Source organism: Oceanobacillus sojae, assembly GCF_007991515.1.
In the GTDB taxonomy this organism is placed as follows: Bacteria; Bacillota; Bacilli; order Bacillales; family Amphibacillaceae; genus Oceanobacillus; species Oceanobacillus sojae.
In genome coordinates, this window is the sequence record NZ_BJYM01000011.1 from 168,517 (window position 1) to 193,710 (window position 25,194).

The 25,194-nt window shown below is 36.5% G+C and carries 28 protein-coding genes and 2 pseudogenes; 12 read left to right on the forward strand and 18 right to left on the reverse strand.

Going from position 1 to position 25,194, the window contains the following annotated elements:
- Window positions 1-11 precede the first annotated feature (11 nt).
- From spoVAE to OSO01_RS13945, 5 genes are all read right to left on the reverse strand, one after another.
- Window positions 12-362: a stage V sporulation protein AE gene (gene spoVAE, locus OSO01_RS13925; RefSeq protein WP_147211047.1), complete on the reverse strand. Its 351-nt coding sequence runs from the start codon at window positions 360-362 to the stop codon at window positions 12-14.
- On the reverse strand, window positions 359-1,375 hold the full coding sequence (gene spoVAD, locus OSO01_RS13930; protein ID WP_186813667.1) for a stage V sporulation protein AD: 1,017 nt from the start codon (window positions 1,373-1,375) through the stop codon (window positions 359-361). Before spoVAD ends, spoVAE begins: the two co-directional genes overlap by 4 nt.
- Complete coding sequence (gene spoVAC / locus OSO01_RS13935; RefSeq protein ID WP_147211049.1) at window positions 1,375-1,854, reverse strand: stage V sporulation protein AC; 480 nt, start codon at window positions 1,852-1,854, stop codon at window positions 1,375-1,377. The genes spoVAD and spoVAC overlap by 1 nt, the downstream gene beginning before the upstream one ends.
- Before the next feature lie 63 nt (window positions 1,855-1,917).
- Window positions 1,918-2,361 carry a hypothetical protein gene (locus OSO01_RS13940; protein WP_147211050.1) on the reverse strand — a complete coding sequence of 148 codons (444 nt, stop codon included), beginning with the start codon at window positions 2,359-2,361 and terminating at the stop codon, window positions 1,918-1,920.
- 85 nt (window positions 2,362-2,446) lie between these two features.
- A complete protein-coding gene (locus tag OSO01_RS13945) occupies window positions 2,447-2,650 on the reverse strand; it encodes a DUF1657 domain-containing protein (RefSeq protein WP_147211051.1) in 204 nt (67 codons plus the stop codon).
- A 266-nt stretch (window positions 2,651-2,916) separates the two neighbouring features.
- Between OSO01_RS13945 and OSO01_RS13950 the strand changes: the two genes are divergently transcribed.
- The gene (locus OSO01_RS13950; protein WP_147211052.1) at window positions 2,917-3,240 is read left to right on the forward strand and encodes a hypothetical protein; all 324 of its coding nucleotides are present in this window, start codon (window positions 2,917-2,919) and stop codon (window positions 3,238-3,240) included.
- Window positions 3,241-3,454: 214 nt separating this feature from the next.
- Here OSO01_RS13950 and nfsA read toward each other — a convergent pair whose 3' ends face one another.
- Entirely contained in the window at window positions 3,455-4,201 is a 747-nt protein-coding gene (gene nfsA / locus OSO01_RS13955) for an oxygen-insensitive NADPH nitroreductase (protein WP_147211053.1), read from the reverse strand.
- 279 nt (window positions 4,202-4,480) lie between these two features.
- Between nfsA and OSO01_RS13960 the strand changes: the two genes are divergently transcribed.
- Window positions 4,481-4,882, forward strand: coding sequence for a YwpF family protein (locus tag OSO01_RS13960; RefSeq protein ID WP_147211054.1), 402 nt, complete (start codon window positions 4,481-4,483; stop codon window positions 4,880-4,882).
- Between the two features lie 361 nt (window positions 4,883-5,243).
- Window positions 5,244-6,608 (forward strand): TrkH family potassium uptake protein, encoded by a 1,365-nt coding sequence (locus OSO01_RS13965; RefSeq protein WP_147211055.1) that lies wholly within the window; start codon window positions 5,244-5,246, stop codon window positions 6,606-6,608.
- Window positions 6,609-6,686: 78 nt separating this feature from the next.
- Here the strand turns inward: OSO01_RS13965 and OSO01_RS23745 are convergent.
- From OSO01_RS23745 to OSO01_RS13980, 3 genes and pseudogenes are all read right to left on the reverse strand, one after another.
- Window positions 6,687-6,767: pseudogene (locus OSO01_RS23745) on the reverse strand (YjcZ family sporulation protein); the annotation flags it as partial.
- A 547-nt stretch (window positions 6,768-7,314) separates the two neighbouring features.
- Window positions 7,315-7,839, reverse strand: a complete 525-nt coding sequence (lepB, locus tag OSO01_RS13975; protein ID WP_281289854.1) for a signal peptidase I — start codon at window positions 7,837-7,839, stop codon at window positions 7,315-7,317.
- A gap of 126 nt (window positions 7,840-7,965) precedes the next feature.
- Entirely contained in the window at window positions 7,966-9,123 is a 1,158-nt protein-coding gene (locus OSO01_RS13980) for an aminotransferase A (RefSeq protein WP_147211056.1), read from the reverse strand.
- A 111-nt stretch (window positions 9,124-9,234) separates the two neighbouring features.
- On the opposite strand from OSO01_RS13980, the gene OSO01_RS13985 reads away from it, so the two are divergent.
- The gene (locus OSO01_RS13985; RefSeq protein ID WP_077601015.1) at window positions 9,235-9,399 is read left to right on the forward strand and encodes an FbpB family small basic protein; all 165 of its coding nucleotides are present in this window, start codon (window positions 9,235-9,237) and stop codon (window positions 9,397-9,399) included.
- A 265-nt stretch (window positions 9,400-9,664) separates the two neighbouring features.
- Complete coding sequence (locus OSO01_RS13990) at window positions 9,665-9,988, forward strand: hypothetical protein (protein ID WP_156986019.1); 324 nt, start codon at window positions 9,665-9,667, stop codon at window positions 9,986-9,988.
- Window positions 9,989-10,113: 125 nt separating this feature from the next.
- On the opposite strand, the gene OSO01_RS13995 is transcribed toward OSO01_RS13990, so the two are convergent.
- The 3 genes from OSO01_RS13995 to OSO01_RS14005 all read right to left on the reverse strand — a co-directional run bounded on the left by OSO01_RS13995 (window position 10,114) and on the right by OSO01_RS14005 (window position 12,434).
- The gene (locus OSO01_RS13995; protein ID WP_147211058.1) at window positions 10,114-10,584 is read right to left on the reverse strand and encodes a YkyB family protein; all 471 of its coding nucleotides are present in this window, start codon (window positions 10,582-10,584) and stop codon (window positions 10,114-10,116) included.
- A 255-nt stretch (window positions 10,585-10,839) separates the two neighbouring features.
- On the reverse strand, window positions 10,840-11,412 hold the full coding sequence (locus tag OSO01_RS14000; RefSeq protein WP_147211059.1) for an SCO family protein: 573 nt from the start codon (window positions 11,410-11,412) through the stop codon (window positions 10,840-10,842).
- A gap of 176 nt (window positions 11,413-11,588) precedes the next feature.
- Window positions 11,589-12,434 (reverse strand): metallophosphoesterase, encoded by an 846-nt coding sequence (locus OSO01_RS14005; RefSeq protein ID WP_147211060.1) that lies wholly within the window; start codon window positions 12,432-12,434, stop codon window positions 11,589-11,591.
- 405 nt (window positions 12,435-12,839) lie between these two features.
- On the opposite strand from OSO01_RS14005, the gene cbpB reads away from it, so the two are divergent.
- From cbpB to OSO01_RS14020, 3 genes are all read left to right on the forward strand, one after another.
- Window positions 12,840-13,289: a cyclic-di-AMP-binding protein CbpB gene (cbpB, locus tag OSO01_RS14010; RefSeq protein WP_147211061.1), complete on the forward strand. Its 450-nt coding sequence runs from the start codon at window positions 12,840-12,842 to the stop codon at window positions 13,287-13,289.
- Between the two features lie 223 nt (window positions 13,290-13,512).
- The gene (gene dapD, locus OSO01_RS14015; RefSeq protein ID WP_147211062.1) at window positions 13,513-14,220 is read left to right on the forward strand and encodes a 2,3,4,5-tetrahydropyridine-2,6-dicarboxylate N-acetyltransferase; all 708 of its coding nucleotides are present in this window, start codon (window positions 13,513-13,515) and stop codon (window positions 14,218-14,220) included.
- Window positions 14,221-14,236: 16 nt separating this feature from the next.
- Complete coding sequence (locus OSO01_RS14020; RefSeq protein WP_147211063.1) at window positions 14,237-15,355, forward strand: N-acetyldiaminopimelate deacetylase; 1,119 nt, start codon at window positions 14,237-14,239, stop codon at window positions 15,353-15,355.
- A 100-nt stretch (window positions 15,356-15,455) separates the two neighbouring features.
- Here the strand turns inward: OSO01_RS14020 and OSO01_RS14025 are convergent, their stop codons facing one another.
- Window positions 15,456-15,833, reverse strand: coding sequence for a VOC family protein (locus tag OSO01_RS14025; RefSeq protein ID WP_147211064.1), 378 nt, complete (start codon window positions 15,831-15,833; stop codon window positions 15,456-15,458).
- A 42-nt stretch (window positions 15,834-15,875) separates the two neighbouring features.
- Window positions 15,876-16,088: pseudogene (locus tag OSO01_RS14030) on the reverse strand (AraC family transcriptional regulator); the annotation flags it as partial.
- 123 nt (window positions 16,089-16,211) lie between these two features.
- On the opposite strand from OSO01_RS14030, the gene OSO01_RS14035 reads away from it, so the two are divergent.
- From OSO01_RS14035 to OSO01_RS14050, 4 genes are all read left to right on the forward strand, one after another.
- Entirely contained in the window at window positions 16,212-16,652 is a 441-nt protein-coding gene (locus OSO01_RS14035) for a TlpA family protein disulfide reductase (protein ID WP_147211065.1), read from the forward strand.
- Window positions 16,653-16,896: 244 nt separating this feature from the next.
- Entirely contained in the window at window positions 16,897-18,645 is a 1,749-nt protein-coding gene (locus tag OSO01_RS14040; protein ID WP_147211066.1) for an ABC transporter ATP-binding protein, read from the forward strand.
- 116 nt (window positions 18,646-18,761) lie between these two features.
- Window positions 18,762-20,492 (forward strand): ABC transporter ATP-binding protein, encoded by a 1,731-nt coding sequence (locus tag OSO01_RS14045; protein ID WP_371863302.1) that lies wholly within the window; start codon window positions 18,762-18,764, stop codon window positions 20,490-20,492.
- A gap of 84 nt (window positions 20,493-20,576) precedes the next feature.
- On the forward strand, window positions 20,577-21,239 hold the full coding sequence (locus tag OSO01_RS14050; protein WP_147211068.1) for a potassium channel family protein: 663 nt from the start codon (window positions 20,577-20,579) through the stop codon (window positions 21,237-21,239).
- 93 nt (window positions 21,240-21,332) lie between these two features.
- Here OSO01_RS14050 and OSO01_RS14055 read toward each other — a convergent pair whose 3' ends face one another.
- The 4 genes from OSO01_RS14055 to def all read right to left on the reverse strand — a co-directional run bounded on the left by OSO01_RS14055 (window position 21,333) and on the right by def (window position 25,023).
- Window positions 21,333-21,947: a class I SAM-dependent methyltransferase gene (locus OSO01_RS14055; RefSeq protein ID WP_147211069.1), complete on the reverse strand. Its 615-nt coding sequence runs from the start codon at window positions 21,945-21,947 to the stop codon at window positions 21,333-21,335.
- A gap of 99 nt (window positions 21,948-22,046) precedes the next feature.
- Window positions 22,047-23,714, reverse strand: coding sequence for a ribonuclease J1 (rnjA, locus tag OSO01_RS14060; RefSeq protein ID WP_147211070.1), 1,668 nt, complete (start codon window positions 23,712-23,714; stop codon window positions 22,047-22,049).
- Window positions 23,715-23,716: 2 nt separating this feature from the next.
- Entirely contained in the window at window positions 23,717-23,926 is a 210-nt protein-coding gene (locus tag OSO01_RS14065) for a DNA-dependent RNA polymerase subunit epsilon (protein ID WP_147211071.1), read from the reverse strand.
- 545 nt (window positions 23,927-24,471) lie between these two features.
- Window positions 24,472-25,023 (reverse strand): peptide deformylase, encoded by a 552-nt coding sequence (def, locus tag OSO01_RS14070; RefSeq protein WP_147211072.1) that lies wholly within the window; start codon window positions 25,021-25,023, stop codon window positions 24,472-24,474.
- Window positions 25,024-25,194: the final 171 nt, after the last annotated feature.

Here is a 25,194-nt window from a genome sequence, read left to right on the forward strand (position 1 = left end):
AAAGCATCTCCCTATCCTTTTGGTTTAAAAATAATAGCACCGATGACACCGAATATAATCGCAGCAGAAATACCTGCACTTGTTACCTCAAACATTCCTGTTACCACACCAATTAACCCGTGCTTTTCCGCTTCCTGCATTGCTCCGTGGACTAAAGAGTTCCCGAAGCTTGTGATTGGTACTGTTGCTCCTGCTCCGGCAAAATCAATAAGCGGTTCATACCAGCCAATTCCATCCAAAACAGCCCCGGCAATAACCAAAATCGATAATGTGTGTGCAGGAGATAACTTAAATACATCAAACATAATTTGCCCGATAACGCAGATAAGACCTCCTACAACAAATGCCCAGAAAAAAATCATATGTGTTCACCTCTTGCTTCGATTGACACAGCGTGTGCAATACATGGGATGGGGTCTTTTTGCTGAATACTTAGTGTAGAGTGAAGAGATCCGGTTGCTGCGACAAGAATTCTTTTTAAATTTCCTTTCATTACTTCTTGAAGAAAGTGCCCATAGGTCACAATGGCTGAACAAGCTGCCCCGCTTCCCCCGGCAAGTACCGGCTGATCCTCACGATATATAGCGATGCCGCAATCAACATATTTTTCTGCATCAATCGGGATATTACGGTCGTGTAATAAATCCAGAGAAACTTCCCTTCCAACATGACCAAGGTCACCAGTTATTATCAAATCGTAATAAGATGGATCAATTTGCATATCTCGAAAGTGAGCTTCAATCGTATCAGCGGCAGCAATAGCCATAGCTCCGCCCATATTAAATGGATCAGTCATTCCCATATCAGCTACCTTTCCAATTGTGGCAGATGTTATAGAGGGTCCGGCCCCATTTTGAGTAACAAGCGCACATCCTGCCCCGGTAACTGTCCATTGAGAGGTAGGAGGCTTCTGTCCGCCATATTCTGTCGGGTAACGAAACTGCTTTTCTGTCGCTGCGTTATGACTGGAAGCTGCGCAAAGAATATAATTTGCCCCCTTAGCATTAATAATAGAAGCAGCGAGTGCCAGGCTTTCCATAGAGGTGGCACAAGCGCTGAAGGTCCCTAAAAAAGGGATGCTGCTTGTACTTGCGGCAAAACTGGTCGGGGTCATTTGGTTAATTAAATCACCGGCAATTAAAAATTCCACTTTTTCCTTTTCAATACGGCCTTTTTTCAAAGTAGTCTGTATTGCTTCTTCCAACATTTTTTGCTGAGCTTTCTCCCAGGAATCCTGATTAATCCACATATCCTCATGAAGAATATCAAATGCTTCTGGAATTTTTCCTTTTGCTTCAAAAGGCCCGCCGACAGTTCCTGTAGATAGAATAGATGGACGATTTTCAAAAATCCAGGATTGGTGTCCTTGTAGCATTAAAATCCCCCCCATTGCGTGAGAATCGTTTTAATGAGGGCTACGATAAATGCAGAAAACACACCGTAAACAATGACAGGTCCGGCTAGTTTGAGCATGTTGCTGCCTACACCGAGAATAAATCCTTCTGATCGGTACTCAATTGCTGAAGAGATAACGGCGTTTCCAAATCCTGTTACAGGAACTGCAGAACCAGCTCCTGCAAATTGTGCAATACGATCATAAACACCGAAACCGGTTAACAGCATCGTGATAAAAATTAATGTGGCAACGGTTGGATTCCCGGCGGTTTTTTCTGTGAAATTAAATTGATAAATATAAAAGGTAGAAATAAGCTGGCCGATAAGACAGATTAAACCGCCTATAAGGAAAGCCTTAATACAATTTTTAAAGATGGGCCGTTTTATTTCACGTTTTTGTTGGAAAGCTTGATATTGCTGCTGGTTTGGCTGTAATTTTTGTTTCTTTTTATCTCCCATTTAAGACACTCCTTTTCGGGTTTATATGAAACAAACGGAGGGCTGCTGAAGCATTCACTCCTATTAAGTCTGTTCCTTGGATAAATGGATTATTTTCTCCATCTGTTTCTTTATTTCGTCTTCAATTAAATTATTTTTTACTATTTTTTCCTCGAGCTTCGCTGTTTCAATGATTATCTTTTTGTCGGTTGACAATTCTATGGTGAAATCGGGAAAAGCCCGTTCCAGTTCTTTTTGATAAGTTTTACTTTTTTCTTCCAGTGAAAATCGCTCATGATGAGGGATTTCAATAGTGACCAGCAGTGTGTCTTTTGTATTTACTGCATGAACAGCTTCAATATCCTCTCTATCCGTAAATAATTCTTTTGCCTGGATAGCGGCTTCTTGATTAGAACTCGTGGATAAATGCGTTATATTGGGATTATCGGAATAAGAAGATTCATTATGATTACAACCGGCTAAAAAAATAATAAAGAATAACAACAGTGTAATTTTTCTGGAATTCATATACTCACATCCTGTTCTTTATCTGATATGTAGAGGGGACTGTATGAATAGTCCCCGGTTTTACTGTACTGTCTAACATATCTTATTACTGTTTGTACTGAGGCTCTTCCTGCATTACTTGTTGTATTCTTGGTTCTAATTGATCTAAAATACCTTGTGTTTGTTGTGCTGCATTTTTATACAGCTGCTTGGCCTGTTTATTATCTGTTTGAAGTGCAAACTGCTCAAGGCTTGCCTGTGCACTTTTTAAACCTGAAATAGTTTGTTGAACTTGCGTACCTACTGTCATTACCTTCACTCCTTTTCATATCTTGCACTTATTATTTTGATAAAAAAGCCATTATTTATGCTTGTAAACAATTTCCAAAAACCTGCCTATATACACGGAGTCAAGGATTAGTAAAGAAATAAGAAAACGGATAAGTAGAGGTAAATAAAGTTAAAAAGGTTAGCTGCTGTTTAAGTATTTTTTATTTGATAATAATGGAAAAAATTTTTGAATAAAAAAAGATAAGAGCATTAAATAGAAAAGTGGCAGTGCAGGAGGGATTAGCTATGAAACGTTTTACGATTTGGGGAAGTATATCGGCTTTTACCATCATAACAGCAGTAATAATCCTATGGTTTTTTGACAACATTGATTGGACAGAGACAATTCCTCTTGATGATTTATTTTTATTACATATTCATATGGAATCTTCTCTTCAGTATATTGGAAAAGAGGATATAACTATCCGTCACCAGACACCATTAGTTTCCATATCTGCATATAAGGGTGTACATCGGTTATCGGGCGGATATGTTTATCGAACTTTAGACAGTAATTATATTTATTATCAGCCTGCATTTGAGATAGAAGATGTTGATTTTTGGGATTAATATCATTTATTTTCAAGTTTATTATCAATTGGATGGGGAAAATAAAGTTTACGTTTGAAGAAAAATTGAATTTTGATGTATAAAAAACGACAGTTTATTAAACCTCACTCCAAATGTAAAATGTATTAACAATTGGAGGTGCAGTTCAGCTATCTGTCGTTTTTTGATATAAGATGGAGGGATTTATTAATTTCTCCAAGGATATATTCAGTTTCTAGTGTTTGTTTAAATCTTTTGCGTTTACAAATGGACCTACATCCATCCGAGTTGGTTTTTCATATTTTTGGCGGATTTGCTCTGTCCATGTTTCCTGTTTGTTATTGGAATTTCGTGTTTCATAATAATCTTTCATAGTTAGATCATATTCCTGAATAAAGTGCTTTTGTTTTTCAAAAGGAATATATTGATTTTCGTGATAGATTGCGGCAAGAGGGAGGCGCGGCTTGATATCCGGTATTTCTTTTGGATAGCCGATTGCCATCCCAAACAACGGGACAACATGAGCCGGTAATTGAAGAATATCGTTAAAAGCCTGAATATCATTACGCAGGCTTCCTAAGTAGCAAATACCTAACCCTAAAGATTCTGCAGCAATGGCAGCATTTTGGGCAGCTAAAGCAGCATCAATTGTGCCAACTATAAATTGTTCCGTGCTTTCAATATTATTTTGAAAAGTCCCTGTATGTTCAATTCCTTCTAATTGATTAATTCGGTGCAAATCAGCACAAAAAATCAGCAAATGACCATTATTCTTCGCATGAGCATGTCCGGAAACTGCATAGAGTTTTTCTTTTATCGCGAGGTCTGACACGCCGATAATACTATACGCCATTACATTACTGGAAGTCGATGCGCGTTGTGCAGATTCTACAATTGTTTTTATTTGAACATTATTTAAAGGTTTATCTGCAAATTTTCGAATAGATCGGTGATTCATTATTGTTTCAATGATTTGATTCATGTAGTTGCTCTCCTTCGTCTATATTGTAAAAATGAATTTTAAAATTTTCTAACCTGTAAAAAAACAATATTTGCTAGTAAGTGTATCATGGGACTACCTTTGATTCCAATAATCTTGCTTCCATATATGCTGCAGAAAAGAATATTATTTTTGTTACATGAAAGAAATATAAAAACTGTGTTATTATAAGGGCAGCATAAGCCCTCACATTAAAATGAGATGGACTGTCAAAGAGAAGTGTTGTAAAATTATTAGGATTCATACTGGGGAGTGAATTGTATGAAAACATTTAAACTGCGTAAATTAGTGATTTTAGATTATGATAAAGGATTAGAAGGAACGGAAGTAAACCTGATCGACGGGCTGATTATTAATCGTGAAGATGACTATGATACATGGTTAATCGAAGGGTTTATCAACCATTCTTATTGGGAGTATTTTAAAGATAAGCAGAATGAAGAGCTGATGGTCCAAGCGACGATTACAAAAGATACGAATGAACCCGCTTCATTTATAACAAAATTGACGGAGATGCATGAAATAGGTAATCAAATGAACGTAATGCTGATGGGAAAAATAATCGATAAGCAAAAAAAAGATGTGGAACAGCTTTTAACAACACTTATAGAGAAGGGATATGAGGGAGATAATTTAATCCAGAAATTTAAAGAAATTTATTAGAGGATGTTCAAAAAGTCCAATAAAAATGACACGGGATAAGAGGGTCTTCTACTAGGAACGCCCACGTCGTGTGGGCAACGTAGAAGCCACCGCATCCTGCGGAAGTCGGTTGACGGGAGTTTTCCAATGGGGCTGGGACTTGCGATTACTCGCCCCGCCAAAAGCGTTACTCACGTATTTAAAAGCATGGAGGAACTTCTGCTAAGACCGTCCACGTTCTATGGACAACACAGAAGTCGCCACCTCCAGTGAAAGCTCGTTTGTAAAAAATCTCGGCGCCTTGAACTTCTTGGTCCTATTTAACGGACTTTTTGCACATACATTTTTGTAGGTTTTTATTTGAGAAGAAGAAGGGAAAACAATGCAAAAAAAACGTAGTAAATATAAGAATATCCGCCAATGGACACCTTTCCAGCTGTTGTTGTTTTATTATATTGCTGCGATAGCGTTATCAACGGTAATGTTATCTTTACCTGTTTCTCATCAGCCAGGTATCGATATTCCGTTAATTGATATTGTATTTACAGCTGTCAGTGCGATTAGCGTAACAGGATTAAGTACAATTTCTATTGCTGATTCATTAAGCACGACTGGGATTATTATTTTAGCTCTTATAATGCAGCTCGGGGCAGTAGGGATTATGGCAATAGGTACAATGCTCTGGATTATGTTAGGGAAGCGGATTGGTTTCAGAGAAAGAAATATGATTATGACTGACCAGAATCAAACCCATTTTGATGGTATGGTAAGATTAATTAAAAATATTGTTTTTGTACTGCTGATAATAGAAGCTGTTTTTTTCATTATCATAGGAATTTATTTTATGAAGTATTATTCTTCGGCTGGCGAAGCATTATTACATGGATTTTTCTTTGTAATCAGCTCAGTTTCTAATGGCGGTTTTGATATTACCGGGCAGTCATTAATTCCTTTTCGATCTGATTATTTTGTCCAATTTATGTGTATGGTGCTAATTATCCTTGGTGCCATCGGCTATCCAGTAATTATTGAAGTAAAGGAATATTTATTTCATAAAAGAAAATTAAAAAACCAATTTCATTTTAGTTTATTTACGAAACTTACAACGACAACTTTTTTTTCTATAATATTGGTTGGAGCATTAGGGGTTTATTTATTTGATATTCATGGTTTTTTTAAAGATATCAGCTGGCATGAGTCGTTCTTTTATGCCTTGTTTCAATCTGTCACAACTAGAAGTGGCGGGCTGGCAACAATGGATCTGAACCTATTATCAGATACAAATCATTTATTTATGTCTGCATTAATGTTTATTGGGGCTTCACCTAGCAGTGCCGGGGGAGGTATAAGGACAACAACCTTTGCACTGGTACTCATTTTTCTATTTACGTTTATTCGGGGTGGAAGGAGCGTTAAAATATTTCATAGAGAGATTTATGAAGTCGATTTAAATAAAGCTGTTACTGTAACTTTTTTTGCAATTATGGTTGTTTTTTCATCTATTATTATACTTACCCTGTTAGAACCTGTTTCCCTGGATGCGATTATTTTTGAAGTGACCTCTGCATTTGGAACAGTTGGCTTATCCCTGGGGATTACAGATGAATTATCCGCAGCCAGTAAAATTATATTAATGGTATTAATGTTTATTGGACGGGTAGGTATTCTTACCTTTCTAATGATATTTAAACGTAAAAAGGATCCTGCCAAATTTAATTATCCAAAAGAAAGAATTATTATTGGCTAAAGGAGCTTATGAAAAGGAAAAAATTTGTTGACCATATAAAATAAATGGCCTGTGCCTTCAGCACAAGCCATTTTTTGATTAGCAGTAAAATGCAGCTCCTACGATGATTAGTAAAATGAAAAGAACAACAATCAACGCAAAGCCGCCAGCGTAGCCGCCGCCATAGCCGCCACCGTAACCGTAGCCACCACCATATCCATAGCCCATGCTTTTCACCTCCTGAACTTACAGTATTACTGTATGCAGATAGATAAAATGTGTATAGACGTTTGCCCTAGTTTTTCTCGGAACCTGAATGCTGACATTTAGGTAATTGCAGTGTAGAAAAGCTTGAGCCGGCTCCGTTTTAAGTAAAAAAAATCCAATTTCGCTTTTGGTTCTGGGAAGTATTTATCCGAATAATAGCCTTTTTTGAAAAAAACATACAATCACATTTTTTTCTTTATTTTATGTGAGGATATTGATAAGATGGTATTAGAATAGGTATATTAAATAATGGTATGTACATAAGTGAAGGGAGTGCTTTAGGATGGAAATGCTTTTTGGTGTGGTGTGTTTTGCAATTCTTGTATTAAATATTGGTTTTTGTGTTATGGATAAAGAATAGTTATCTACGAGGGAATGATTCTATAAATTCCAAGATAGTAAGAAAAGCAGAAAGCTGCCTCCATTTCTCTGAAGAGAAGAGGACGTCAGTTTTCTGCTTTTACTCTACCCAGCCAAATTCGCTGAAAGGATAGATAATTAATTCGGATTTACCAATGATATCATCCCGCGGGATAAATCCGAGTCCATTTCGGCTGTCTTTACTGATTAACCGGTTATCCCCCATTACAAAATAATTGTCTTCAGGAATTTCAATAGGGCCAAAATTATTGGTTTGTGCAATTACTTCATCACTTAGAAAATGCTGCTGATAAGCCTCACCATTAATATACAACTGACTATTTTCAATTTCTATCGTTTCGCCGGGCAATCCAATCACACGTTTTACGTAGTTTTTGGGAGGTTGATGAATAATTACAATATCGCCACGACCGGGTTCATGGATAGAATAAACAACCTTATTAAAAATCACACGTTCTCCGTCCTGAAGGGTGGGATACATGCTTTCTCCTTCTACAATAGAAGTGGCAAAAATAAAAGTCCTGAGAAAAAGGGCAAGCATGATGGTAATAACAATTGCCTTGAACCAGCCTATCCATTCTTTTTTATGATTGATATTTTCCACATGCTCATCTCCAAAAAGTCCATAATCTTCTCTTATCGTAGCATGTTTAAGTAATCTGGCGCAAACATGCGAATCAGAGAGCCCTCAAAGTATGAGGGCAGCTTCTCCAGCTTTCAGGTTATTGCTTTACCTTTTTGTGGATAAGTATGCTTCTAACCGGTCTAAGCCTTCTTTTAAAATAGTTTCATGATACGCGTAGCTTAAACGCATATAGCCTTCTCCATGAGTAGAGAAACTGCTGCCTGGAACAAGGGCCAGTTTGGCATCACGTACAAGAGAGAGACCAAGATCAAATGAATTCATGTTGTTTAATTGCATTTTAGGGAAAATATAAAAGGCTCCTTGTGGCCGTTCAACATCCAATCCCATCTTTAATAAACGTTCATAGACATAATCTCTGCGCTCTTTAAAAATCTGTTTTATATGGGCTGTGTGCTGCTGATAAGTTGTCAGGGCTTCTAATGCAGCATATTGGCTGATAGAGGAAGCGCAGGACACATTATATTGATGCACCTTTAGCATCTGCTTGGATAACCACTCCGGAGCAAGTGTGTAGCCTATGCGAAAGCCTGTCATTGAATGTGATTTGGATACCCCATTGATAACAATCGTCTGGTTTTTTAAATCGGAAATAGAAGCAATCGAAGTATGGTCAAAATCGAATACAATTTCACTATAAATTTCATCTGATAAAATAAATATTTCTTTTCCTTTAAGTACTTCAGCGAGAGCCTGTAATTCAACTTTTGAATACGCCGCACCGGTCGGGTTAGACGGAGATGGAAGTACAACACATTTCGTTTTTTCTGTTATGGCATCTGCAATTGTCTCAGGAGTGAATTTAAACTCTGTACCTGCTGTATTAACATGAACCGGCTTGGCATTCGCCAATGTGATAAGCGGCTCGTAACCTGGATAGATCGGACTTGGTAAAATTACCTCGTCACCTGGTGTAAGAATGGTTCGAAAAGTAATATCAATTGCTTCAGATGCACCAGAGGTAACAATAATTTCTGTTTCCGGCTGATAAGTCAGTTCATAGTTTGTCTGATAATAGGAATGTATTGCTTTCCGCAATTCCAGAATCCCTTGATTTGGTGTATATGTTGTAAAGTTATTTTCAATAGCCTGTATTCCTGCTTTTTTTACATTATCAGGGGTATGAAAATCCGGCTGGCCGATGGTTAAAGAAACGACATCTTTTTCACCAGATACGAGATTAAAAAATTTACGAATTCCAGATATTTCAATATTTTTAACATTATTGTTTATTAAATGCTTCAACAAAATCACCTTCACTTAAAAAAATATAAAAATTTCAATAAATGTTCAAATAATTTGGATTAATATGAACGAATACGGGTATAATAAAAAGTATAGAAAGGAGAATACAACATGCGTCCAAGATCACTTAATTTCGAACAATTGGTTGATATGAACAGACAAGAATTATTAAACGATGAAAAAAGTATATCACAAATTGAAGAGAAATTAGAAAAGAAACAAGAAGCTTTTTTACTGGCTCATAAAAAGAATAAAGATGAATTAACCGCTGAGTAAGGAAATCCTTGCTAAAGCGGTTTTTACTTTTATAGGATGGATATGATGAAAAAAGGAATTTCGTCTTTGTCATGGGACTGGAGCCAGAGATTAACCGACCTTGAAAACATTCCTCGTTAAAAGTATTACTGAAATATCTAAAGATATAGTTTCTGTTGGGGAAGATCATTTTATTAGACGGCTTGTTCTTTTCGAGCACATTTGTATAAAAAAATCAGCAGTGACTAAACTAGATAGAAGTGAAAACTGGAAGAAGGGTAAGAACATGTCGTTATCAGGTATTGTATCTATAGGAAATATTGGAATTAATGCTGTTTATGTTTATCTCGGCATGATGCTTCTATGCACTGCAGCAGTCTACTATATAGTGAAAAAAATATATAAATGGGCGATAAAAAAACAAATGTTGCGGTTTCTGTCTTACATTGGTGCGAGCACCATTATAATTAGTTTAACAGTTATTTTAGCTGTCCTTCAGGAAAGAAATGCGTGGCAATTTTTAAAGGCAGCAATGCAAAGTCTGGCTTTTTTAGGAATCAGCTTAGCTGTGCTTCCATTGCTGCATCAATTTTTATTAAAAAGAAAATAAATATACGCGGCAGGTCAGATAGATGGCACCTATTTAAACTGGATACAAAGCCTGTACATAAGGAAGACAGCTCTCATTACCTAATTTCTTGCAATCTGTAGTAAACGTCTGAGGCTGATATTTCCTTATTTCTTTTTAGAACGTACAGGCGGCCAATCCATTTTGCCAAGTGAGGAAGGGACGTAATAGCTTGAGCGCTGCTTCTTGGGCGATGTGGACTTTGATTTTTCCGGTTTCCAGTTAATATATTGGCAAATGAGCCGCTTTGCTTGAGATAAAGACATTTTTACCGGGGGATTTCGGTAGGCTTGATCTAATGCACCTAAATGCTCCAGCTGTTTTAAATCCTCTTTTGCAGGAGGAATATGGAAACAATAGTCTCCAACTTTAATAAGTACAGTAGAATGCTGATTACTAAGCCTTGGATGGTTAGAAAAATGCAGCCCTTTTTTAAAAGCTCTCTTCTCTTTTAATAATTGTTCGATAGCTTGTTTTTTTAGTTGATATAATTGCTTCGGTTCAGGAGCTGTTTTAGCATGCTTATTGATTACAAATAAAGCTTGTGCTATCTTTTGAACCTCAACTTCATGTTTCATTTTCAAGTCTCTCCCTTTTAAAAAAGGATTTAAATCAATTTATTTCAATTATTACTCTACCTTAAACTTTATACAATTTCAATACTATATCAAAATAAATGCGAACAAATGAGCTTGTTTTTGCGCGTGATAAAGTTTGAAAAGAAGAAAAGGAAAAGACCGCATTCATAGAGATGCGGTCTTTTAGCTGAACAAATGAACTATAATCTTTCTGATCTCGGGAAGAGCTGCTTTCAATTGTAACAGCAGAGTTGTCTAATTTACTTTTTTTAAATCAGCCAGGATGGTCTCCATATTTTTCATTTCAACACCATCATAATTCTTGACGACCTCTCCTTCTGGGCTGACTAAGAAAAAGGAGGTTCCATGGATAACTTGATCATCCCCATCTGCCGGGGCTTGAACGAAATTCTTAAAATGTTTAATGGAAAATTCACGGATAGTTTCAAAGTCATAGCCCGTTACGAAAGACCAGTTATCAAAGTTTGCATCATAATGAGAGGCGTACTCCTTTAACACTTCTGGTGTATCATAATCTGGATCTACGCTAAAAGAAACAATTTGTGCATCAATCCCTTCTTCCTCCATCATGGACTGCAGGTGAGCCATATTTTGAGTCATCGGCATACAAACTGTTGTGCAATTGGTAAAAATGAAGTCAGCAATCCACCAATCTCCCTCTAAATCACTCAAAGAAAGCTGTTCCTTATCCTGCGTTGTGTATTCAAAATCGGGAACCTGTTCTGACATGGTTGTTTCAATAGCATAACTTCGCCCACACCCTGCCAATAGAAAAAATAAACCAATAAGTACTAAGTAGCGTCTCATATCATTAAATCCTTTCCCAATTATACTTATACTCATTATAGCATTGGATAAAATGTTGAGAAACCATCTCCTATGAAGGAATTATGACATTTAAGGGCTTGCTTTAAACAGTGCTAATAAAAAGAACCAAAGATTCGCTGCATTATTTTATGAAATTGCTGTCTTTAAAAATTGTATCAGGAATGAAGTGTAAATACATGCAGCTCCGGTCTGCATAAAAACCGATATGGTAAACGGGTTGTTCCAATTCCACTGTTCACATATAGCGTCAATTTATCTGAAATAGTATATTTTCCCTGTACATATTTTTCAGCATATGCAGGGGTATATAGATCACCGATAAATGGCAGACGAACCTGTCCTCCATGACTATGTCCTGATAATTGAATATCCACTGGGTAATTCTTCACTACGTCTGCGAGATCAGGCTCATGTGCAAGAAGAATGGTGAAGTCAGAATCTGTACGTTCTTCTAGAGCTTGACTAATATCTGGATCACCGAGCATAGCATCATCAATCCCTGCTAATACGAAGGATGCATCTTCACGCTGGATACGGGATGCACTATTTTGCAGCAATGTAAAATTGGCTGCTTCAAATGTTTCATATAAAATTTCTGTTCCATAGCCTCCATGATCATGGTTTCCATAAATCCAAAACTTTCCTTCTGGAGCTTCTAACTGCTGCAATAATTGGATGAGCTTATTATTCCAATGATAATTATTGGGTTCATCAACCAGGTCTCCTGTAAACAGAATTAAATCAGGCTTCAGATTGTTAATTTTTGATACAAGTGATTCCAACTGTTCTAAGTCATAATGAAAACCTAAATGTGTATCGGAAAATTGGACAATTTTAAATTGATTAAAAGCTGCGGGGATTTGCGGAGAAGTAATTGATTCTTCCGTAATTGTCAGTAAAGATGGTTCAATCTCACGAGCATAAAAATAAGTGCCGCCACTTAAACCCAGTAATGTTAACAAGCTTCCTAGAGACCTTTTTAAAAATGTTCTGCGATTCATTATATAATTTCCTTTCTGATAACCTGTTATAAAAATTATAGCACGGATAGAGCGCTTTTTTCATTTGGAAAATCATTAATTTACATAAGAAGATTAGAGAACGTTAAAAAGAACCAGATCCTGGCACTTTAGGAACTTGCTGATGCAATAATCGTGAGAGAATAGCAGAAGTGTGTTAAACTGGTAATGTGTGTATGAATAAAATAAAAATGAAATATAATTTAATTTGGAAGTTTATGTATAAATGTTTTAGGGTATAAAGCACATGGGCTTTGTTACGCTCATATGAAGCAGATATACAAGAAAAGTAATATATAGATAATTGTTCACAGAATTTCAGATATGTTAAAAAGAATCATTAATTTGCAAATACGAATGTTTATATGAAAAAAGGGGGCAAATAAGGTGAGTGCAACGCAAGATAAGCAGTTGGCAGATATTAAGTTAAGTGAAGTACTTATACCTGCTGAGAAGGTGGCACATGTCCAGCTCAATAATCCTTTAGAACACGCATTACTGGTATTAATGAAATCCGGTTATACAGCAGTTCCGGTACTTGATTCAGCTTATAAATTTTCGGGGATTATTGGTAAAACAGCTATTCTTAATGAAGTGCTGGGGATAGAAAGCTTTGAAATGGATCGCCTGTCAGAAATCCGGGTAATGGATGTAATGGCCAGTGACGTGCCGACCTTAACAAGGGAAAATAATCTATTAGACGGTCTAAATGCTTCGATTGATCATCCGTTTGTTTGTTTAGTAGATGCAGATGGTTATTTTGATGGTATCCTGACAAGAAGAGCCATATTAAAGCAAATGAAGAAGGATATCTATATGAATGCATATAAAAAATAATTATAAAACCTCCATGATGTGGAAGAACAATCGCTTTATTCTGCATTATGGAGGTTTTTTATTATGTATAATTTTAAGAAGCAGACTTCTCTTTCAGCGGGATAAAGCCTATTTAAAAGATAGCAGACTTTTCTATTTACATAAGTGCATTATATTAGTTGCCGTTGAAGGTAGCGTCTGCTAAAGTAATAAAGAGATTATAAAAATGGAGGAATAGTTAACTATGGATGCAAATGAAATTATACAGTTTATTTCTAATAGCAAGAAAAGTACCCCGGTAAAAGTGTATTTGAAAGGAAATTTAGACAAGCTTCCTGAGCAAGACGGGATTAAAGCATTTGTAGATGCAAAAAGCGGTACATTATTTGGCGAGTGGAAAGCAATAGAAGCATTCCTAAAAGAAAATGAATCTATTATTGAAGACTATGTTACAGAAAATGATCGCCGTAATTCTGCGATTCCAATGCTGGACCTAAAAAATATCAATGCACGTATCGAGCCAGGCGCAATTATTCGTGACCAGGTAGAAATCGGTGATGGCGTCGTTATTATGATGGGTGCATCCATTAATATTGGTGCTGTAATCGGTGAAGGAACAATGATTGATATGAACGCTGTTCTTGGCGGAAGAGCTACAGTTGGAAAGAACTGTCATATTGGAGCCGGTACTGTATTAGCTGGTGTTATTGAGCCCCCTTCTGCAAAACCGGTTATTGTAGAAGATGATGTTGTTATTGGAGCAAATGTTGTAGTACTTGAAGGAATTACTATCGGGAAAGGCTCTATTGTAGCAGCAGGAGCTATTGTTACAAAGGATGTAGAACCAAACACATTAGTAGGTGGGACGCCTGCACGTGTGTTAAAGGAAATTGACGAGCAGACTAAATCTAAAACTGAAATTAAACAAGAGCTTCGTAAATTAGATAATTAAGGCAGATGAATAGGATATGACAGCATTTGATTTGCAAACTGTCCGCAGGGAGCTCCATCAAATTCCTGAATTAGGCTTCAAAGAGGAGAAAACGCAAAGGTATTTGCTTGAGAAGATTCGGGAGATGGCGACAGATCGGGTTGACATCAAAACTTGGCGGACAGGTATTTTAGTACATGTATCTGGAACCAATCCATCAAAGCGGATCGGTTTCCGGACAGATATAGACGGGCTTCCGATTTTAGAAGACACAGGTTTTGACTTCTCCTCCACACATCCGGGGAAAATGCATGCTTGTGGACATGATTTCCATATGACTATTGCTTTGGCAGCTCTCAGCAGACTGATTGCACAGCCTGTAAAAGATAATGTTCTATTTATTTTTCAGCCGGCAGAAGAAGGCCCGGGCGGTGCAAAGCCAATGATTGAATCAAAGGAATTTCTTGATTGGAAACCGGACACTATTTTTGCACTGCATATTGCTCCTAATTTATCAGTCGGCAAAGTGTCTTCAAAACCGGGACTTTTATTCGCGAATACAAGTGAGTTATTTATTGATTTTAAAGGTCTCGGCGGACATGCTGCTTATCCGCATTTAACAAAGGATATGACAGTGGCAGCAAGTAACTTTGTTGTACAGCTGCAGCAAATTGTTTCCAGAGGGCTGAATCCTTTAGACGGCTCTGTTATTACGATTGGGAAAATGGAAAGTGGATTTGTACAAAATGCTATAGCAGAAACAGCGCGGTTGGAAGGAACCATCCGTACAACAGAAGCTTCTTCTATTCTATTGGTGAAAGAAAAACTGGAAAAGCTGATTAAAGGCTTCGAAATAGCATATGATTGTGAGATAAATGTAGATTATGGATCTAACTATTACCAAGTAGTGAATGATGGAAAATATGTAGAGCTGTTTCAAGAATCCTTAGCAGGTTCAGACATTGAATATGTCCAGGCTTCTGCAGCAATGACTGGAGAAGATTTTGGAGATATGTTAAAAGTAATCCCAGGATTTATGTTCTGGCTTGGAGTAGATTCGCCATACGGACTACATCACGCGAAGCTGGCTCCGAATGAAGCTGCACTTTCTGTTGGTGCAGAAGCAGTAGAAAGATTTATTCGATCATTCGATTAATTGTTTGCGGAAAATAGATTTCATTATAAAGGATAAAAAGACTTTCTTGTTATTTTAAAGAAAGTCTTTTTTTATCCGCTCAAAATTTTTCTTTTCTAAATTAAATTTTCACTTCACTCATGAGTGCATGAGTATTGTTTTCTGTATCGCTGAAAAACACCATCCATGTTTCTATATTTCCTATTTTCGTAATCATATGTGGTTCATCAATAAAAATTACTTGCTTTTTTTTAAGCTGTTGATATGCTCTTTGAATATCATCTACTTGAAAATAAATAACGGAGCTCGGATGGGCAAATGCTTCTTTTTCAGGAAGCGTCAACATAATCCTTAGGCGGTCACAATCAAAGAAAGCCATACTATCTGTACTAAATAAAAGGGACAGCCCTAATTTTTCTTGATAAAAGAGTATGGCTCTTTGTAAATTTTTAATTGGTACACCAATTTGTCCAATGTGTTGAATAGTATCTGCCTGCATATAATTATCTCTCCCTTAACAATAAATTTAAGACTATTTTAATTCAACTGAAACAGCTTCATCAATGCTGATGGTATATGCACCTTCATTAAGAAGCAGGTATCTGTTATTTTCAACAGCGAAAAATCCTTTGTTTTTTCTGTAAAAGACTTTACCATTAGAAAATGTTTTAATGGATAACTGTCCAGTACCTTCCCAGTAGAATTGAGGACTTTTTGCATGAAGAACGAAATCTCTTGAACGAGTTTGAGTCATGATAAAATCTCCATATGCTTTTTGTCTGTATTATAAAGAAAATTGAGTATAATAAAAACAAATACATAGATTTTTCTCCTTCGTCATATATCAGTTAAAGAGTAAAAAATAAGGAGTGACATCATGCAGATTTATGATATTCTTCCTGACTTATCCAAAATCAAAGCCTTACCTGGCAGCAACCGATCTCTTTTATTATCAAGCGGAAGACCAGTTCTTGTTATTTTTTGGTCCGTAAGCTGTTCATCCTGTAGTAATTTTTTAAAACAGCTGGCTGAGGTTCCGGAAATTAAGTCAAAGAGAGTTGTTCCAATTTTAATTCATATTTATTTAGATAGGGAGCAGGTAAGCTTATCAGAAATAAAGAATAAGCTGAATCAGCTGCACTTTGATGCTGTTTCTTTAGATGATATAGATGACCGGCTCGCAGCTGTATTTCAGTTCCGCTATGTACCTGCTTTATATTTATTTGATAAACAGGAAAGACTCCGTTTTAAGCAAAGCGGTAAATCTTCTACAAATTTAATAGAGCAGCGTTTAAAGCGTTTATTAAACGAAAAGTAAGAAAAAATCTCTCTGTTCTTTATAGAATGGAGTTTTTTTGTTGTGGCAGTAAAAAGAGTTTCAAGGATATGGATAATAAACGAATTATTCAGAACAATTAGAGGTGTTTATCTCTTAAACTAGGTATTTTGATGGAAAAAAACTTTTTTAAAATAATTTTCAAAAAAATAGCGCAAAACAGTAGAAATTTATTTCGGAAACCGTTATATTAGTTATTACGGAAAAGTGAAAGGGGGAATAAATTTTGAATATTTTTAAAAAATTAAAGCGCTTTTATTGGCCGTATAAGAAATACTTTATTTGGTCAATTATTGGTATGCTTATCGTGACAGTTATTACAGTAGTTTATCCAATTATACTTCAAATTACAATTGATGAAGTAGTTGCTGAGCAGAGATATGGATTGATTCCTTATATCTGTGGTGCCTTTTTAGGCTTAATGATGATAAAAGGGGTGTCCACTTTTTTCTTTCAGTATCTGGGTGATTTATTTGGAATGACTGCTGTATATAAGCTGCGTGAATCGTTATATGATAAGCTGCAGGCGCTTGCATTCAAGTATTATGATAATGCAAAAACAGGGGATATTATGTCCCGGCTGACTGCAGATGTGGAAGGTTTCCGTTTCTTCCTTTCTGTCGGTTTTGCAGAATTAATTCGAGTTGTTTCTTTAATGCTGATAAGTATTTCAGTTATGTTTTATTATTCTATTCCTCTAGCACTTATAACAATGGCTGCAATGCCATTTCTGGCATTTGTTGTTTATAAATTTGATAAGCAGGTTCATCCGGCCTTTCGGAGCATTAGACGTTCCTTTGGAAGATTAAACACCAGGGTACAGGAAAATATAAGCGGGATGAACACGGTTAAGTCATTATCAAGAGAAGATTTCGAGATTGGCAGATTTTCTGCAAGTAATGATAATTATCGGCAAAAATATTTGTTTACTTCAGGTTTATGGGCAAAGTATTTCCCGGTAATGGAATTTATCGGAAATGTTAGCGCAGTTGTTTTATTAGCGTTCGGTGGTTTTTTTGTAATAAACGGCTCCATGACAACAGGAGAATTAATGGCATTTTTCAGTCTTGTCTGGTTTATTATGGGACCACTTATGAACTTAGGATTTATCATTAATCAATTTTCTCAGGCAAAAGCATCCGGAGAGCGGCTGCTGGAGATTCTGGAAGCGCATGAGGACATCGAAGAAAAGCCTGATGCCATCGATAAAGAGATTCAAGGTCATGTAACATTTAAGAATGTCACGTTAACGTATATTGAGGATGATGATGAAGCGTTAAAGCATATCAGTTTCGATGCCCCACCTGGCAAAACGATTGGTTTAATTGGTGCAACTGGTTCCGGGAAAACAAGTATTACACAACTGCTTACACGGTTCTATGAGCCTGAGGAAGGAGAAGTTCTGGTTGACGGACGCCCTGTTTCAGATTATAAGCTGAAAAGTCTCCGAAGCCAAATCGGGTTTGTTTTGCAGGAGCCATTCCTGTTCTCAACAACAATTAAAGAAAATATTTCTTATGGCACACCTGGAATTAAAGATGAAGATATTATAGTTGCGGCAAAAATGGCTCAAGCACATGATTTTATCATGGAGCTTCCGAATGGATATGATACGCTTCTCGGAGAGAGGGGAATGGGTCTGTCTGGAGGGCAGAAACAGCGGATAGCAATTGCCCGTGCAATTTGTATCGACCCGAGTATTCTTGTTTTAGATGATGCGACATCTGCTGTTGATATGCAAACAGAGCATAAGATTCAAAAAGCTCTGCGGGAAGTGATGAAAAACAGAACATCCTTTATTATTGCGCATCGTATTTCCTCTTTAAAGCATGCTGATGAAATTTTAGTGCTGGAGGACGGAGAGATTGTCGAACGGGGTACACATGATTTCTTATTAAAAAATAATGGCCCTTATGAACGTATTTATAATATCCAATACCAGGACCGTGAAGAAATAATGAGTGTGGTCCATTAAAGGGAGGTGGAGAAATCTTGGCGAAAGTAAAAGAAGCTAAAAAACAAAGCAAGCATTTAGAGCGATTTCATTATACGATAGATCAGGCAATTGAGAAGCCGTTTAACTGGAAGCAGATGTGGAGATTACTTCAGTTTTTAAAGCCATATTCAAAAACATATCTGCCTGGCGCAATTATTGCGATGGTTATTGCTACAGCTGTCAGGTTAGCCATACCTATTTTAATTGGTAAAGTAGCTGTAGATATAGCAATTGCACGCAGTGATACAAATCTTTTAGTCTATCTCGTTATAGGTATTGCTATTCTTTATATGATCAGTTTTATTGCCAATCGTTTTCGGATAAAGTGGGTTAATATACTAGGGCAGAATGTTATTTATGATTTAAGACAAAAGCTGTTTTCCCATGTACAGAGACTTTCCCACCGTTTTTTTGATACTCGTTCAGCGGGATCAATACTTGTACGGATTTTAAATGATATCAACTCCCTGCAAGAGCTGTTTACAAATGGAATTATTAATCTATTGATGGATATTTTAATGTTAAGTGGAATTATTATTATTCTTTTCATAATGAGTCCGCCTTTAGCATTGGCTGTTGTCATCGTTATTCCGCTGATGTTTATTATATCTACTACATTAAGAAGGAAAATAAGACGTTCCTGGCAAATGGTCCGTCTGCAGCAATCCAGAATGAATTCGCATTTAAACGAAGGACTTCAAGGTATGCGTATTACCCAATCCTTCTCACAGGAAAAAGAAAATGCGGAATTCTTTGATGGAGTGAACAGCGGCTATTTTAACAGCTTTCGTGATGCGGCGAAGAAAAGTGCATTTTTCAGACCGCTTGTGGATATCTGTGATGCAGCAGGAACCATCATACTAATTGCCTTTGGCTCTTATTTAATTCTTAATGGAACAATTGAATTGGGAACTTTTATTTCCTTTGCCTTTTTCCTGGGGATGTTCTGGGAGCCTATTTCCAGGCTGGGACAGATGTACAATCAGCTTTTAATGGCAATGGCGTCATCAGAACGTATTTTTGAATTCCTGGATGAGCAGCCTAATGTTGCTGAAAAAGAAAATGCTTATGAAATTAAAAAAATGGATGGAAAAATTGAATTCGATGAAGTGGAATTTGCATATAATGCGGATCGTTTAGCTTTAAAGAAAATTTCCCTGGACATTCAGGCTGGGCAGACGATTGCTCTAGTTGGGCATACAGGAAGCGGTAAATCTACCATTGCAAATCTGATAAGCCGCTTCTATGATCCCACATCTGGTGCGGTAAAAGTCGATGGCCATGACCTGCGTGATGTCACGTTAGACAGCTTAAGACAACGAATCAGTGTCGTCCTTCAGGATACGTTTATTTTTTCAGGAACAATCATGGAAAATATTCGTTTTGGACGGCCGGATGCAACGGATGAAGAAGTAAAAGAAGCAGCAAAAGTTGTCGGTGCAGATAGTTTTATCAGCCGTTTAGCGAATGATTATGAGACAGAAGTAGAAGAGCGGGGAAATATTCTATCTGCTGGAGAAAGACAATTGTTATCTTTTGCAAGAGCCTTGCTGGCAAATCCAAGTATTATTATATTGGATGAAGCAACAGCAAGTATTGATACAGAATCTGAAGTGAAAATTCAAAAGGCATTGAAACGATTATTAAAAGGAAGAACTTCCATTATTATTGCGCATCGTCTGTCTACCATAAGGGAAGCAGACTGTATCTATGTTCTGGAGCAAGGTAAGGTTTTAGAGTATGGAAGCCATCAGGAGTTAATGCAGCAGCATGGAAAATATTATGATCTTGTAAAATCACAGTTTACAATGCTGGATGCAATATAGTATAGGCGGGGAGCAGATGGTTGAACTGCTCCCTTTCTTTTATGCTTTATGTTAATATAAGGAACAGAAGAATGGAGGTTTCTTATGAGAAAGGATTTTGCAGTAATTGGTTTAGGCAGATTTGGAGGCAGCATTTGTAAGGAGCTGAGCGAGAAAGGAATGCATGTCCTGGCAATTGATTCTGATGAAGCTAAAGTAAATGAATATAAAAATATCGCTTATCATTCTGTGGTGCTCGATGCAACGGATGAAGATGCCTTGAAAGAAATAGGTATTACAAATTTCGATCATGTTATCGTTGCTATCGGTGAAAATATCCAAGCAAGTATTCTGACAGCAGTGATATTAACTGATTTGGATATAAAGAGAATTACTGTCAAAGCTCAGAATGATTATCATGATAAGATATTAAATAGGATTGGTGTCCATCATGTTGTTCATCCAGAACGGGATATGGGAAAAAGATTGGCGCACAGCTTTATTTCAAATAATATTTTAGAGTATCTGGAGCTTTCCAATGAATACAGTATTGTAGAGGTGATTGCCGGTAAGAAAATGATTGGAAAGACTTTAATCTCACTTGATGTCCGTGCGAAGTTCGGATGCAATATTGTTGCAATAAAAAGTGGTACGGAAATTGATGTATCCCCTGAAGCGGACAAACCTTTAAAAGAAGGGGATATACTTATTATTATAGGAGCAGATTATGATATAAACCGGTTTGAAAAAGCCTATATTTTTGACTGAAAATAAAAGAACCTTCCATTAGACGAAAGGTTCTTTTTTAATAAATCTTAGAGAGACAGATTCTAGTTTGTAAAATATATGTAGTTCAAAAATTTAATTATTCAAGCGGTAGATAACGATTCGCTCATCTGCATTCAACCAATAAGCTTTTAGTTTTATTTCCAGTAATAGCTCGAATGGACTGTAGTGCTCTAGAAAATGAATATAAGTACTATGCGGATAATATAAGATAACATCGACTTCTCGTGGTGTATTTTCTACAGACTCTTGAATATTGGAAATAACACGCTTGAAAATTTGAATAGAAAATGGGTTAAAAAAGTAAAAACGATTATCTTTTGCGGCAATTTTATATTCTTCTGCCAAGCAACAGATAAATCGAATGTCAGCTTTGTTATTTTCAGAACTTAATAATTGCTTATATGCTTGTAAATTGTATTCGGCATCATTAAAAAAATTTGAATCCATTTCAATTCCAGTGACAGATAAATGCTGAAAATAATGAAGGTAAAAAGGTAAACGTCCTTTCCCACAGCCAAAGTCAATAACCGAGTCCTGCTTATCAAAGGGATAAGCTTTAGTTAATTTTTCCAAAGCACTATATGGAGTAGGCTCATAAGGGTTGTAGTGATGTGACTCGGGGTATACTGTTTTCTTGTTCTCCATGGTATAAATATTTAGCAGCTTATCATAGTATTTATCTTTCATTGTCTGTACCTCTTTCTAAAATAGACAGCAATATTTGACTCATTTAAAGAAAGCTTCATTCTCCTGGTAATCTGTCCGGGAGAATGAAGCTTTAGTTATTTAAATTTCCATAATGATTGGTAATACCATTGGACGACGCTTCGTTTTTTCATATAGGAACGGAGCAATCGTATCTGTAATTTCATTTTTTATTTCTGACCACTGTGTTGTCCGTCGTTCCATTACTTTTTCTAAATGCTTGGCAACAAGCTTTTGTGCATCATTGATAAGGTCTTCAGATTCACGCATATAAACAAAGCCGCGAGAAATAATATCTGGACCTGCTTCAATTTTAAATTCTTTCATATTAATACTGACAACGACAATAACCAAACCTTCTTCAGAAAGAATTCGGCGGTCTCTAAGAACAATATTTCCGATATCGCCAATGCCGCTTCCATCTACATAAATTGAGCCAGATGGGATTTTGCCTGCGATTGAAGCTTGTTCTTTTCCAAGAGCCAATACATCACCATTATCCATGATAAAGGAATGATTTTCTTCAACCCCGCATAATTCAGCTAATTTTGTATGTTCTTTTAACATACGGTATTCACCATGAATCGGCATAAAATATTTTGGTTTAATTAAGCGTAACATAAGCTTTTGCTCTTCTTGACTTCCGTGACCGGATGTATGGATATTACTCAGTTTTCCATGAATAACATCTGCTCCTGCACGATACAGCTTATTAATTGTTCTGCTTACACTGACAGTATTACCAGGGATTGGTGATGATGAAAATACAACCGTATCTCCAGGAATTAATTGAATTTGACGATGCGTTCCATTGGCAATTCGAGAAAGTGCTGCCATTGATTCGCCTTGTGAACCAGTACAGAGGATCGTTACTTCATTTGCTGGAAGACGATTAATTTGGTTTCCTTCAATAAACGTATCTTTTGGAGCTTGGATATAACCCAAATCCAGACCGATGTTTATCGCGGATTCCATACTTCTTCCAAAGACAGCCACTTTACGGTTATGCTTAACGGCTGCTTCAACAACTTGCTGTAATCGATAGATATTAGACGCAAATGTAGCAAATATCAGTCTGCCATCAACACGGCTGAATATATCTTGGATGCTTTCGCCAACAACGCTTTCAGACATTGTAAATCCAGGTACTTCACTATTCGTACTATCGGATAGAAGGCATAATACCCCTTCTTCGCCAATTTGAGCCATTTTAGAAAGGTTTGCAGGTTCGCCGACAGGGGTAAAGTCAAATTTGAAATCACCTGTATGCACAATATTTCCAGGCGGCGTCTTTACAACGACCCCAAATGAATCTGGAATACTGTGTGTCGTGCGGAAAAAGCTTACGGAAGTCTTACGGAATTTAATAACATCATCTTCTTGAATGGAAATTAGCTTTGTACTGCGCAATAAGCTATGTTCTTCCAGTTTATTACGGATTAAACCGATTGCTAACTTTCCAGCATAAATTGGCACATTAATTTGTTTTAATAAAAACGGGATTCCACCAATGTGATCTTCGTGACCGTGTGTAACAAAAAGACCTTTAATTTTATCTTGGTTTTGTACAAGATAGGTGTAGTCCGGGATTACATAATCAATACCAAGAAGCTCATCCTCCGGGAATTTAATTCCTGCATCAATAAGGATGATTTCGTCTTGGAATTGAACTGCATACGTATTTTTGCCGATTTCCCCAAGTCCGCCAAGGGCAAATACAGCAGTCTGATCATTTTTTACAAACTTCATTGTTATACATTCTCCAATTCGAACTTGCCAGTACTTTTTTCGTATTCGAGATGTGCCTCATCTAATACTTGAATGTACTCAATGTTAATGTTACGGTCACTAATTTTTGATCTTGCTTCTCTTACGGATTGCGCTTCTACATAAAGGCTCTCCGTGCGTTCTCTTACAGGCACTTGATCTTGTGATGCCTGATATAATACTTTAAAAATCATTTCATCTCTCCTTTAAAATTTACAAACTTTATTTCATTAGGGTTATTATTTAGATGTGTTATATTCCGTTATAAAAGGTAAGTTTCCGTCAGCTCACCTGAAAAATGGCTTTTTCCGTTAAAATTTATTGTTTGGCGGTTTAATTATTTATTAGTAGTTGGTACACGCCCCTCTTTGCCCAGTAAATCCTTTAAACGTTTTTTGAGTTTCTCTTTAAGACGTTTCAGCATAAGGACTCACTTCTCCTTCCGATAATTTAGAAAAGCAAATTTAACCCTCTACCGTCCAATCCTCTTATCTATAGTATAGTACGAAATTGGAAAGAATTAAATAAAAAACGATAAATAATTAGAAAAACTCGAGTTTGCCCATCTTTTATTGAGCGGATAAATACGCTTTTTTTATAGGCCCTATCCTTGAAAGACGTACTTTTGACGTTATAAAACTAAACGTCTGATCGAATCGTATAAACTATATTTATCATCGTCCAAATCAACAAAATTATACAATTTTGAAAAGAAATATCACATTAGATATGTGTCAGCTTAGCTTATCTCAATTGCATTATCCGGAATTGCGAATGGATTGTCCTCATTAATCCGGTCAAAAAACATAACACCATTTAAATGATCGATTTCATGCTGGAATACAACAGCTGGATAATCTTTCAATCTGAGCTTAACAGGATTATCATTAATATCTGTTGCGGTTATTGTAATACGGGCATGTCTTGGAACATATCCTTCTATAACACGGTCAACAGATAAACATCCTTCTCCATTTTGTAAATATGACTGCTCTACAGAATGGCTGATAATTTTAGGGTTGGCTAATCCCATACTGTATTTTTTTCCCTTACTATCTTCAAAGTGCAGTGCAATCAATTGTTTTTCTACACCTAGCTGTGGTGCTGCCAGACCTACTCCGGCTCTTAAATTATACTTTTCGGCAATTTCTTCATCTTGACTGTTTTTCAAGAATTGAAGCATGTCTTCTAATAACTGTTTATCATCTACTGATAATGGAACATTGACCTTTGCTGCTTTTTTAGTTAAAGAAGGGTGTCCTTCTCTGACAATATCATTCATTGTTATCATGTTTATAACTCCTTTTATAGATTTATCTTTATAACTCAACTTTCGCACCTAAGAATAAACACACTAACCTTGCTGTTCCAAGATGTACATGGTCTCTATTAACATACTTGCTTTTAGTTAACTTATCTTTTTATATTTTGAACAGGTTATTGTGTATAGCTTCCGCTCCGG